This window comes from Pseudomonas tructae, assembly GCF_004214895.1.
Lineage (GTDB): Bacteria > Pseudomonadota > Gammaproteobacteria > Pseudomonadales > Pseudomonadaceae > Aquipseudomonas > Aquipseudomonas tructae.
The window spans coordinates 939,984-951,526 of sequence record NZ_CP035952.1 but is presented as its reverse complement, the minus strand read 5'-3'; the positions used below and the strand labels follow the sequence as shown (position 1 = coordinate 951,526).

13 protein-coding genes and 2 pseudogenes are annotated in these 11,543 nt (G+C 61.9%); 8 read left to right on the top strand and 7 right to left on the bottom strand.

What is annotated here, in order from left to right:
- Positions 1 to 14: 14 nt before the first annotated feature.
- On the top strand, positions 15 to 1,442 hold the full coding sequence (gene cycA, locus EXN22_RS04315; RefSeq protein WP_130262907.1) for a D-serine/D-alanine/glycine transporter: 1,428 nt from the start codon (positions 15 to 17) through the stop codon (positions 1,440 to 1,442).
- Here the strand turns inward: cycA and EXN22_RS04310 are convergent, their stop codons facing one another.
- Complete coding sequence (locus tag EXN22_RS04310) at positions 1,443 to 2,021, bottom strand: hypothetical protein (protein ID WP_165392182.1); 579 nt, start codon at positions 2,019 to 2,021, stop codon at positions 1,443 to 1,445.
- A gap of 61 nt (positions 2,022 to 2,082) precedes the next feature.
- Between EXN22_RS04310 and EXN22_RS04305 the strand changes: the two are divergent.
- The 4 genes and pseudogenes from EXN22_RS04305 to EXN22_RS04290 all read left to right on the top strand — a co-directional run.
- Positions 2,083 to 2,223: pseudogene (locus EXN22_RS04305) on the top strand (transporter substrate-binding protein); the annotation flags it as partial.
- A gap of 40 nt (positions 2,224 to 2,263) precedes the next feature.
- Positions 2,264 to 2,347, top strand: a pseudogene (locus tag EXN22_RS04300) (branched-chain amino acid ABC transporter ATP-binding protein); the annotation flags it as partial.
- Positions 2,348 to 2,385: 38 nt separating this feature from the next.
- Positions 2,386 to 2,913, top strand: a complete 528-nt coding sequence (locus EXN22_RS04295) for a GNAT family N-acetyltransferase (protein ID WP_130262906.1) — start codon at positions 2,386 to 2,388, stop codon at positions 2,911 to 2,913.
- A gap of 5 nt (positions 2,914 to 2,918) precedes the next feature.
- Entirely contained in the window at positions 2,919 to 3,440 is a 522-nt protein-coding gene (locus EXN22_RS04290) for a GNAT family N-acetyltransferase (RefSeq protein ID WP_130262905.1), read from the top strand.
- 48 nt (positions 3,441 to 3,488) lie between these two features.
- Here EXN22_RS04290 and EXN22_RS04285 read toward each other — a convergent pair whose 3' ends face one another.
- Complete coding sequence (locus EXN22_RS04285) at positions 3,489 to 3,794, bottom strand: chaperone modulator CbpM (protein WP_130262904.1); 306 nt, start codon at positions 3,792 to 3,794, stop codon at positions 3,489 to 3,491.
- 2 nt (positions 3,795 to 3,796) lie between these two features.
- The gene (gene cbpA, locus EXN22_RS04280; protein ID WP_130262903.1) at positions 3,797 to 4,756 is read right to left on the bottom strand and encodes a curved DNA-binding protein; all 960 of its coding nucleotides are present in this window, start codon (positions 4,754 to 4,756) and stop codon (positions 3,797 to 3,799) included.
- A gap of 159 nt (positions 4,757 to 4,915) precedes the next feature.
- Between cbpA and EXN22_RS04275 the strand changes: the two genes are divergently transcribed.
- A complete protein-coding gene (locus tag EXN22_RS04275) occupies positions 4,916 to 6,181 on the top strand; it encodes an Hsp70 family protein (RefSeq protein WP_130262902.1) in 1,266 nt (421 codons plus the stop codon).
- 96 nt (positions 6,182 to 6,277) lie between these two features.
- Here EXN22_RS04275 and EXN22_RS04270 read toward each other — a convergent pair whose 3' ends face one another.
- Positions 6,278 to 7,285, bottom strand: a complete 1,008-nt coding sequence (locus EXN22_RS04270) for an AI-2E family transporter (RefSeq protein WP_045196927.1) — start codon at positions 7,283 to 7,285, stop codon at positions 6,278 to 6,280.
- A 219-nt stretch (positions 7,286 to 7,504) separates the two neighbouring features.
- On the opposite strand from EXN22_RS04270, the gene EXN22_RS04265 reads away from it, so the two are divergent.
- Positions 7,505 to 8,428, top strand: a complete 924-nt coding sequence (locus EXN22_RS04265) for a hypothetical protein (protein ID WP_130262901.1) — start codon at positions 7,505 to 7,507, stop codon at positions 8,426 to 8,428.
- A gap of 6 nt (positions 8,429 to 8,434) precedes the next feature.
- On the opposite strand, the gene EXN22_RS04260 is transcribed toward EXN22_RS04265, so the two are convergent.
- Positions 8,435 to 8,716, bottom strand: coding sequence for a PsiF family protein (locus EXN22_RS04260; protein WP_130262900.1), 282 nt, complete (start codon positions 8,714 to 8,716; stop codon positions 8,435 to 8,437).
- A 62-nt stretch (positions 8,717 to 8,778) separates the two neighbouring features.
- The gene (locus EXN22_RS04255; protein ID WP_130262899.1) at positions 8,779 to 9,570 is read right to left on the bottom strand and encodes an AraC family transcriptional regulator; all 792 of its coding nucleotides are present in this window, start codon (positions 9,568 to 9,570) and stop codon (positions 8,779 to 8,781) included.
- A 98-nt stretch (positions 9,571 to 9,668) separates the two neighbouring features.
- Between EXN22_RS04255 and EXN22_RS04250 the strand changes: the two genes are divergently transcribed.
- On the top strand, positions 9,669 to 10,562 hold the full coding sequence (locus EXN22_RS04250) for a DMT family transporter (protein WP_130262898.1): 894 nt from the start codon (positions 9,669 to 9,671) through the stop codon (positions 10,560 to 10,562).
- On the opposite strand, the gene EXN22_RS04245 is transcribed toward EXN22_RS04250, so the two are convergent.
- Positions 10,543 to 11,433 (bottom strand): esterase/lipase family protein, encoded by an 891-nt coding sequence (locus EXN22_RS04245; protein ID WP_130262897.1) that lies wholly within the window; start codon positions 11,431 to 11,433, stop codon positions 10,543 to 10,545. The two genes, EXN22_RS04250 and EXN22_RS04245, sit on opposite strands and share 20 nt — an antisense overlap.
- Positions 11,434 to 11,543 lie beyond the last annotated feature (110 nt).

Sequence of the window (11,543 nt, the reverse complement as noted above, 5' to 3'; positions counted from 1 at the left end):
CGGAATGCCTGCCTATGACCGCGAACCTGCCCCCGCAACATCCCGCCCCTGACGACCATGAACACCTGCAACGCAGCCTGTCCAACCGCCATATCCAGCTGATCGCCATCGGTGGCGCCATCGGCACCGGGCTGTTCATGGGCTCAGGCAAGACCATCAGCCTGGCCGGCCCGTCGATCATCTTCGTCTACATGATCATCGGTTTCATGCTGTTCTTCGTCATGCGCGCCATGGGCGAACTGCTGCTGTCGAACCTCAACTACAAGTCGTTCATCGATTTCTCCGCCGACCTGCTCGGGCCCTGGGCCGGCTACTTCACCGGCTGGACCTACTGGTTCTGCTGGATCATCACCGGCATCGCCGACGTCATCGCGATCTCGGCCTATTCGCAGTTCTGGTTTCCCGATCTGCCGCAATGGGCACCGGCGCTTGCCTGTGTCGGCCTGCTGCTGTCGCTGAACCTGATCACGGTGAAAATGTTCGGCGAGATCGAGTTCTGGTTCGCCATGATCAAGATCATCGCCATCGTCGCCCTGGTGGGTACCGGCCTGTACATGGTCATGTCCGGCTTCCAGTCGCCCGCCGGGCGCACCGCCGACCTTGCCAACCTGTGGAATGACCAGGGCATGTTCCCCCACGGCTTGATGGGCTTTTTTGCCGGTTTCCAGATTGCCGTATTTGCCTTCGTCGGCATCGAACTGGTGGGCACCACTGCCGCCGAAGCCAAGAACCCGGAGCGCAACCTGCCGCGCGCAATCAACTCGATCCCGGTGCGCATCATCGTGTTCTACGTGCTGGCGCTGATCACCATCATGGCCGTGACACCATGGCGTGATGTGGTGCCGGGCAAGAGCCCATTCGTTGAACTGTTCGTGCTCGCCGGCCTGCCGGCAGCGGCCAGTATCATCAACTTCGTGGTGCTGACCTCGGCGGCGTCCTCGGCCAACAGCGGCGTGTTCTCGACCAGCCGCATGCTCTTCGGCCTGGCCCAGCAGGGTGATGCGCCACGCAGTTTCGAACACCTGTCCAGCCGCAAGGTGCCGGCCAACGGTCTGTACTTTTCCTGCACCTGCCTGTTGCTGGGCGCAGCACTGATGTATGTGGTCCCCGACCTGATCGAAGCCTTCACCCTGGTGACCACGGTCTCGGCGATCCTGTTCATGTTCGTCTGGACCCTGATCCTGCTGTCGTATCTGAACTACCGCAAACAGCGTGCGGCGCTGCACCAGGCCTCGAAGTACAAGATGCCCGGCGGGCGCTTCATGTGCTGGGTGTGTCTGGCGTTCTTCGCCTTCATCCTGGTGCTGCTGAGCCTGGAGCACGACACCCGCCAGGCCCTGATCGTCACGCCGCTGTGGTTCGTGCTGCTGGCGGTCACTTACCAGTTTGTGCGGCGCAATCGTCAGGCTCAGCTTGAAAGCGTCAGCTCCCGCCAGGGCTGATCAGCCCTCGCTGGCCTTGAGCAATTTGGCCAGCACCGCGTCGGCCTCCTTGCGTTGGGCCGGCGTCGGTGCCTTGGCGAACTGGCTGCGGCCATTGAGGGTCAGGTAGGCATTGTCGCCGTCGCCCCAGATGTATGAGTAGACCAGCATGAAGCTGTCGGAGTCGGCGGCGCAGTAAGGCGCGACGCTGCGCAGTGGCGCCAGCAGCGAGATCATCTCGCCGTAGTTTTCGCTGAACTGCAACAGGGCGAACTGCCAGGCCCCGGCCTTCTCGTCGTACTCCGAGTACGTGCCCCAGCCAGTGACGCCGACCAGCTCGCGCAAGTTACGCGCCACCAGCGGCCGCAGGTCTTCGCTGCGGACCTTGCCGGGGCCATACATCCCCTGGCTGTCGAACCATTGCTGCCAATCATCGAAGGCTGGCGCCCCGCCCGGTGGAGCGGCCTTGGCCTCGGCGTACTGGGCCTTGGTCATGGTGCAGCGAAAGTACAACGAGGACGGTTCACCGGCCTGCGCCTGCCCCATTGCCACCCACAACCCGGCCAACATTGCTGCGCCCACGTATTTGATCACTGCCATCGTCCTTGAGCGGTATTGAAGACGGCGATCATACCTGCGCGATCCAATGCTGTGCAGGTGAGTGGCCCTGATGACCATCGAACAGATCAACGCCAAGGGCGGCGTCAGCTGCAAACTGCTGGAACCGGTGGTGGTCGACCCGGCTTCGAACTGGCCGCTGTTCGCCGAAAAGGGCCGCCAGTTGCTGACCCAGGACTCCCTGCACCAATATTCCGGCGGCAGCCACATCCTGCGCGGTGATCGCCGAGCTTGCCGACCAGTACCTGGTGATGTCGCGTGGCGAAAACATGCAAGCCGAGGGTGTGCGCGGCCTGGTAACCATTTAACCTGAGCCTATCACCGTGCCCCTGCTCGAGAACCTGCCATGACTTACCTGCTGCGCGATGCTGTGCCTGCCGACCTGCCAGGCATTCGCGAGATCTACAACGACGCCGTGCTCAACACCACGGCAATCTGGAATGAACAAGTGGTCGACTTGGCCAACCGCCAGGCCTGGTTCGATGCCCGCCAGGTCCAGGGTTATCCGGTCCTGGTGGCGGTGGACGCTGCCGACCAGGTACTGGGCTATGCTTCGTTTGGTGACTGGCGGGCATTCGAAGGTTTTCGCCATACCGTCGAGCATTCGGTGTACATCCGCAGCGACCAGCGAGGTATCGGCCTGGGTCCCACACTGATGCAAGCGCTGATCGAGCGGGCCCGCACCTGTAACAAGCACGTGATGGTTGCCGCCATCGAAAGCGGCAACGCCGCCTCGATTCGCCTGCACCAGCGCCTGGGTTTCACCCTCAACGGGCAGATGCCCCAGGTCGGCGTGAAATTTGGCCGCTGGCTGGACCTGACCTTCATGCAATTGATCCTCAACCCCGACGCCCCGCCCCCGACAATGGAATGACGCCCATGAATGCTGCGCAGCTCAATCGTGTAACCCATGAAAGCTTTGCCTATTACCGTGACGGCCTGGTGGCATTGCTGCTCGATGCCGTGCAACACGGCGCCTCGGTGGGTTTTCTGGAGGGTATCGATGCTCAGCAGTCCGAGCGCTATTTCGAAGAAGTGCGCCAACGCCTGGTCAGCGGCGAGCTGCTGCTGTGGGTGGTGGGCAAGGACAAGGAAGTGCTGGGCAGTGTGCAACTGGGCTTGTGCCTCAAACCCAATGGCTTGAACCGCGCCGAAGTGCAAAAGCTGCTGGTGCACAGCGCGGCGCGGCGCCGCGGCCTGGGCCAGCAACTGATGCAGGCACTGGAACTGGCGGCGCGGCAAAAGCAGCGTGGCATGTTGTACCTGGATACCGAGGCAGGGTCGGATGCCGAGGTTTTTTATCGCTCGCAAGGGTACAGCAAGGCCGGGGAGATTCCGGATTATGCTTGTGGGCCGGATGGGACCTACCGGGCGACGGCGTTATACTTCAAGTTGCTGTAGGTCTCTGGGCCCTGTTCGCGGGGCAAGCCCGCTCCCACATGTCCGCGATCAGCCCTGCACGAACCGCCCCAGGCGCTGCCTGAGCATGCTGTTCTCGCTGCGCAGCTGCTGGACCTCTTCCAGCAGCTCCAGCGCCAGTGCCACCCCTTCCCACTCCAGTTGCAGGTCGTGGTGCAACTTGGCCGCGCGCTTGGCCAGCACTTGCGCCTGATCGTCAAACAGCCAGTCTTCCGGCGTTCGCCCGGAAGGCTCGACAATGCCGTGTTCGACGATTTCGATCACATAGGCCGCCGGTAGATCGGCTTCCTGACAGAGGGTCTGCATGTCCAGTTCAACGATCAGGGTACCGCTCATGATCAGCTACTCCATTGTGTCCTCGGGTTAAATGCAGCCTTCTCCGACAGCTTGCTCCACAGCTCGCGAGCAGCGGCATCGGACTGGCTGGGCATCACCACTTTCAATTGCGCGTACAGGTCGCCACGCTGGCCCTGCTTGTTGCTCAGGCCCATGCCCTTGATCCGCAGGCGCTGACCGTTCTGGCTGTCCGGACGAATGGTCAGGTTGACCTTGCCGGTCAGGGTCGGCATCGCCACCTTGGTGCCCAGCGCAGCTTCCCACGGCGCCAGTGGCACGGTAATGATCAGGTCATGACCTTCGACATCGAACAGCGGATGCGGTGCCATGCGAATGGTCAGGAACAGGTCGCCATTGGCGCCGCCACCGATGCCCGGCGCGCCCTGGCCCTTGAGGCGAATCTTCTCGCCGTCGCTGACACCGGCCGGGATCTTCACATTCAGGGTCTTGGTGGTAAAACCGGTGCGCTGGCCGCTGGCGTTGTGCTGCGGCACCTGAAAGCTGATCTGCTTGGATTCGCTGGACAGGGTTTCCTCAAGGAAAATCGCCAGTTCCATTTCCACGTCCTGCCCCCGCCGTCCGGCACTGCGTTGCTGGCCGCGGCCAAAAGGATTGCCGTTGCCACCGCGCGAACCGAAGATCGAGCTGAAGAAATCGGAAAAATCGCCACCGTCACCGAAGCTCTCAGCACCTGACGAGCCACGGCTTTGCCAGCCAGGCGGGCCCTGGAAAGGCCGGCCATGCTGGCCGTACTTGCGCAGTTCGTCGTACTCGGCACGTTTTTCCGGGCTGCTCAGGGCTTCATAGGCCTCGTTGGCCTCCTTGAATTTATCCTCGGCGTCACGCTCTTTGCTGACGTCGGGGTGATACTTGCGCGCAAGCTTGCGGTAGGCGGTCTTGATCGCCTTGTCATCCGCAGTGGGCTCCACGCCAAGAATCTTGTAGTAGTCTTTGAAGTCCATCTATGGAATCACCATGGGTTAATCGAATGCTGGTATAGATTGGGGTCAAGCATAGCCTTTCAAGGTGCTCATGGGTTTGCCGCAAAGCAGATAATCGGTCTTGATTCTGCTGCCAGCTGGCATAAACTGCGCGGCCGTTTTTCCCCGGAAGTACAACCCATGAGTCAAGCATCTCCGGCCCGTGCCTGCGGCATCGACTTCGGCACCTCCAACTCCACCGTCGGCTGGCACCGCCCGGGCGTGGAGTCGTTGATCGCCCTGGAAGACGGCAAGATCACTCTGCCGTCGGTGGTGTTCTTCAACATCGAGGAGCGCCGCCCGGTGTACGGCCGCCTGGCCCTGCACGAGTACCTTGAAGGCTATGAAGGTCGCCTGATGCGCTCGCTCAAGAGCCTGCTGGGTTCCAAGCTGATCAAGCACGACACCAGCGTGCTGGGTACCGCGTTGCCATTCAAGGACCTGCTGGGCATGTTCATCGGCGAGCTGAAAAAGCGCGCCGAGGCCAATGCCGGCCGTGCCTTCGACGAGGTGGTGCTGGGCCGCCCGGTGCATTTCGTCGATGACGATCAGGCCGCCGACCAGGAGGCTGAAGACACCCTGGCTGAAGTGGCGAAGAAGATCGGCTTCAAGCACGTGTCGTTCCAGTACGAACCGATTGCCGCCGCCTTCGACTACGAGTCGAACATCCAGGGCGAAGAGCTGGTGCTGATCGTCGACATCGGCGGCGGTACCTCCGACTTCTCCCTGGTGCGCCTGGCCCCTGAGCGGCACATGCTCGACGACCGCCAGCAGGACATCCTCGCCACCGGCGGCGTGCACATTGGCGGTACCGACTTCGACAAGCAACTGAGCCTGCAGGGCGTGATGCCGCTGTTCGGATACGGCAGCCGGATGAAAAGCGGCGCCTTCATGCCCACCAGTCACCACATGAACCTGGCCACCTGGCACACCATCAACTCGGTGTACTCGCAAAAATCCCAGCTGGCCCTGGGCAGCATGCGCTACGACATCGAGGACACCGACGGCATCGACCGGCTGTTCAAGCTGATCGAACAGCGCGCTGGTCACTGGCTGGCGATGGAAGTGGAAGAAACCAAGATCGAACTGACCCAGAACGACCGCCGCCTGGTCGACCTCAAACGGGTCGAGTCGGGCCTCAGTGTCGAACTGACCCGGGCGCTGTTCGAAGAGTCGATCGACAACCTGCTCGAACGCGTACGCGGCAGTGTCAGCGAGTTGCTGAGCAAGGCTGGCGTGGGTGTGGCACAAGTGGATACGGTGTTCTTCACCGGTGGTTCCAGCGGCATCCCGGCCTTGCGCCATAGCGTGGCGGCGATGCTGCCGAACGCGCGGCATGTCGAAGGCAACATCTTTGGCAGCATTGGCAGCGGTTTGGCGATCGAGGCGCGCAAGCGTTACGGCTGAAAGCATCGCGGGGCAAGTCGAGTCGTCGCACCGCCGCTCCCACAAAGTGATGGTGGGAGCGGCGGTGCGACGACTCGACTTGCCCCGCGATAAAATTCAAACCAATTCTTGCTGACGCAACTCACTCTTCAGATAGGCATAGTAAATCGGCCCCGCCACCACCCCCGGCAAGCCGAACGCCGCCTCGCACACCAGCATCGCAAGCAACAATTCCCACGACTTGGCACTGATTTGCCCACCCACGATCCGCGCGTTGAGGAAGTACTCGACCTTGTGGATAACGATCAGGTAACCCAGCGCCGCCATCGCCACCCAGATCGACAACGACAGCCCGACGATGGTGATCAGGGTGTTGGACATCAGGTTGCCGATCACCGGCAGCAGGCCGAGCAGGAAGGTCAGTACGATCAGGGTCTTGGTCAGCGGCAGGTGCACACCGAACAGCGGCAGCACCACGGCCAGGAAGATCCCGGTGAAGAAGGTATTGAGCAGGGAAATCTTGATCTGCGCAAACACGATGTTGCGAAACGCCTGCACCAGCAGCGCCAGACGGTTGAACAGCGCCGCTGCCAGGGGCTTGCGCTTGGAGATGTCGGGGATGCGCTGCAGGGCAACAATGGCGCCGAGGATCATGCCGATCAGCAGGGTGACGAACATGTGCGCCGCGCCCTTGCCGACCAGTTGCAACTCACCCAGGTGGGTCTTGAGCCACTCGCCGATGGCCACCTTGAACTCCGAGGCGCTGGCCGGCAGATAGGCGTCGATGAACGGCGGCAACTGCCCACGGGCCTGGTCGACCAGCAGCATGAATTTATCCAGCGACGCGCCGGGGTTTTCCGCTTCATGCAACAGGAAGCTGATGGCACCGGCAAACAGCAACGTCAGGGTGCTGACCACCAGGGTGCCGAGCAACGCTACCGCCAGCCAGCGTGCCCGTTGGCCCGCTATCAGGTGCTGCAGCTTGGGCGTAAGCATGTTGACCAGTTCGAACACCAGCAGCCCGGCCAACAGGCTTGGCAACAACTTGAGCGGCAACACCAGCAACAGGCCGGTGAAGACGATGATCCAACTGGCCAGGGTGATCTGGCGCTGAGTAAAGGTCATACAACCTCGAAAGGCGACGGCATGGAAAACCGGCAGTCTGCCAGCCTTCGCCCGGCAGGCATAGTGGCACGCAGCAGCACTGCGGCTGGCAATGCGCTCGTGATGTTTCTATGATTGCCGCCCCCGATGGAACGGCGGCGCCCTTGAGGTGCATTCGCAGGTAAGCGAAACAGAAGTCCCTCTGTGCCTTCCCACCTTCAAGGCAAAGAGTTCCAGACCATGCGCAAACTGCTTGTCCTGATCCCCCTGATACTGCTTGGCGGCTGTTCGGAGGATTTCGCCACCCTGCACTTTGCGCAGTCGGTAAGAACCTTCTACGGTGATCTCGCCCCGCAATACGGCGACGACCTGTACAACGCCATCCTGGCACTTCATATCGACCCCAAGGACATTGAGGTCGAGCTGGATCACGACCACCCGCAGACCATTGTGATCAGCGTCTCACGCTCACTCGATGTCACCAAGCGCAAAGCCCTGCGTGACTTTTTCGACGAAATTCCCCGGGCGCGCGCCGCCACCTCCTGGGACGTCGACGTCACCCTTGAACCGCAGGCACTGGCCCCCCAATTCCAGGTCTGGAGGGAGCCGCTGGAAAAGATCAAGGGGCCGGTCACCCTCAAGCTTGAGCTTGGCGATCGTATCGAGGCGCTTTCCACCGCCTCGCTCCAGGATCGCATGCTTGCGGCCTCGAACAAGAGCGAAGTGTCGAGCATCATCACCTGCCATGTGCTGGCCAAAGTCTCGGGCGGGCCGTTCAAGCTCAGGTCGATCGTGCAGATCGAGGAAGGCCCATCGGAACGTGCGCAGGTGGTCCTCGAATACGACCAGATGCGTTACGCCACGGTGCCGGCACGCTTTGATTTCAAGGATCCGACGCTCAAGCAAAGAATCGGCAACGGCCAGATCAAGGCCTGGCAAGCCCAGAGGACGTTGCAGCGCAACCCTTACGGCCCCTTCGAAATGGCCTTTGAGATCGGTTCATTGGGCAAACAGAGCCTTAACCTCAACTCAGGCACAGACCAGCGCATAGGGATGGCTCAGGATGACTGCCGAGAGCTGGCCAACCGCGCCGGCCGGCCATTCTCGCTGTTTCTCGGCAGGGGCCTGGACCGGCTCGAGTCGGTGACTTACGCCGACGATTGATGCCGGTTATTTTTTCTTCAGGCAGTCGCTCATGTAGGCCTTGCGCTCATCGCCCTTGAGCGCTTTGGTGGTGGCGTCGGCGTTGCAGGTCTTCATCTTGTCCTGCTGGGTCGCAGGCTTGGCTTTGAGGCAGGTACTCATGAACGCCTTGCGTTCATCGCCCTTGAGCGCCTGAGTGGTGGCATCGGCGTTACAGGTTTTCATTTTCTCCTGTTGCGCGGTGGCGGCAAAGCCTTGGGAACACATCAGCAAACCGAGCAACAGCAATGGCACACGCACCCGCTTCATGGCGCTTTCTCCTGGTCGCCGCGCCGGGTGCGCAGCCTTGCCGTGAGTGTAGACAAAAAATCTTACAAACCACCAGCGCGCGCCTGCCGCCGATACTGCTCGGGCGTGCAGTGGGCCTGGCGCTGGAACATGGCGATGAACGCCGAGGCGCTGCTGTAACCCAGGTCGAAGGCAATCTGCTGGATCGGCAGGTTCTGCTCCAGTGCCTCGATGGCGCGCAAAAAACGTAAGCGCAGGCGCCACTCGCCAAAGCTCATGCCCAACTCGCGGATAAACTGCCGGGCCAAGGTGCGTTCGCTGACATGAACACGCTGCGCCCAGTGGCCGAGTGGGCGATTGTCGCCGGGCTCGGCATGCAGGGCCTGGAGCACCTCGTTAAGGCTCGCGCTACGTGCGTACGGCAGGTAGCACGTCTGGGTCGGTGCACGGCGCAGTTGGTCGACCAGCACCTGTGCCAGACGCTGGTCGGCTTCATCTTCGGCAACCCTGACGTCACGGGCAGCGAAGTCGCCAAGAATGGCTTTGAGAATGTCGCTGATCACCAGGGTGCAGGGCTCACCAGGCAGGCCTTCGCACACGCTGCGGTCCAGGTACACCGAGCGATAGACAATGGCCTGCGGGTTGTAACAACTGTGTTCGGTGTCAGGCGGCATCCACACCGCATAGTGTGGCGGCGAGATGAAGCGCTGGCCGTCGACTTCCAGGTGCATGATGCCGTGGGCCGCATAGTTGAGCTGGCCCCAGGCGTGCCGGTGTGCGGCGCTGTGAGTATCGGCGCCGAACTCGTCGTAACGGAAGTACACCGGGGCCGGCAACGCTTCGAATTGCGGGATGTTCAGGTATTTGATCGACATGCTGTCTGGATCTATGCGCAGGTTGTCTGGATACAAGTATAAGCAACAGGACAGACAAGCGGATAATAACCGCCTGTACCTTCAAGAGCTCCCGTTCCATGAATTATGTGTTTCCATTGCTGGCAATCTTCATCTGGGCCGGCAATACCGTGGTCACCAAGATGTCTGCCGGGGCGATCTTCCCGGCCGAAATCGGCTTCTATCGCTGGCTGCTGGCCGGCCTGCTGTTCACCCCCTTCCTGTTGCGGCCGGTGTTGCGCAACTGGGCGGCCATCGGCCCGAACCTGGGCAAAGTCTTTATCCTTGGCGTGCTCGGCATGGCGGTGTACCAGAGCCTGGCCTACTTCGCCGCCGCCATCACCAGCGCCACCAACATGGGCATCATCCTCTCGCTGATGCCACTGATGTCCCTGGCCCTGGCAATCATCAGCCTAGGCCAGCGACTGACCATCGGCGCGCTGATTGGCGCAGTGGTGTCGTTCATCGGTGTGCTGGTGGTGGTGTCGGCTGGCGACCTGGCGGTGCTGGTGCAACACGGTCTCAACGGCGGCGATGCGCTGATGCTGATCGCCACCCTGGCCTATGCGGTGTACAGCACCCTGCTGAAAAAGTGGCAGTTGCGCATCCCGCCCCTGCAACTGCTGTACCTGCAGGTACTGGTGGCAATCATCGTGCTGTTTCCGCTGTTCCTGTTCTCGCCAAAGACCGGCCTGGGCACCGGCAACATCGGCCTGGTGATCTACGCCTGCGTCCTGGCCTCGATGATCGCGCCGCTGGCCTGGATGCAGGGGGTCAACCGCCTGGGCCCGAGCCGCACGACATTGTTCTTCAACTTGCTGCCAGCAGTCACGGCGGTCATTGCGGCCCTGGTACTGGGCGAGCAACTGGCTCTCTATCACCTGGTGGGCGGATTGTTGACCCTGGTCGGGGTGATCCTCGCCGAACGCTGGAAGACACCCCTGCGGCGCAGCACTACAGCCCCGCAGCCTTGAGCCTGGCGGCATGTTCGGTGAACAGCCGCAGCGGTTCCGCGCCCTTGCCCACCGCGCCCAACGACTGATTGACGATGTCCAGGTGATCGAGCGGGTAGTCATCGCCGATCACCTGCCCCAGGTGCGAACTGAAGCGCCCGACCATGCCGTCGCACTGGCCCTTTTCCCGCACGAAGGTGCGGGCGAACAGGCGGCAGAAGCGGTTGCTGCCATCCAGACGATTGAGGCCGCGGTCGGTCAGGCCCGGTTGCAGGGTGCCGGACCAGGAGTAGTAGCGCACACCGTTGACCTCGTAAGGGCCTTCGCCGCCCCAGGTGCTCGGCAAGCCCTGTGGATAAGCCTGGTTGAACAACGCCACACCGGCACGGGTCAGTGAATGGTGCGAGGCGTGTACGTCGATCGGCAATGTCGGCCCGCGCCAGCCGGTTTCCAGCCAGCCCATCAATACCCCCAGCCCATGCAACAACGCCTTGAGCAGGCGACCACGCGCGGAATCGCCAGGGTAGTGTTCGAGCAGGTAATCGGCCAGCTCAGAGCCATGGTTGGGGCCGGCGATCGAGGTCACCGAAGCCACCCACTCCGGCCGCTTGGCCGCGGCGTAACGCGCGGTCAGGGCGCCCTGGCTGTGGCCGAGCAGGTTGACCTTGTCGGCCCCGGTACGCTCACGGATATCGGCGATGATCAGTAGCAACTGCTCGCCGCGCACCTCGCATGAGTTGAGCGGCGAAACCTGCACGGCGAACACCTTGGCCCCGCCCCGGCGCAACGCCGAAACGATGCCGTACCAGTAGGGATACAGCAGCAGGCGGACAAACCCGAGCATGCCCGGCACCAGCACCAGTGGATAACGTGTAGCGAGCCCTTGGGCCATGGCTGCATTTCCCGTTCCGTGGACAGTCGCCCAACACTACAGGCACCTCGAAGGCAATCGCAATCGAACTCCCGCCGCGCGCTGGGGTTCCAAGTCAATAGACCCTCAGC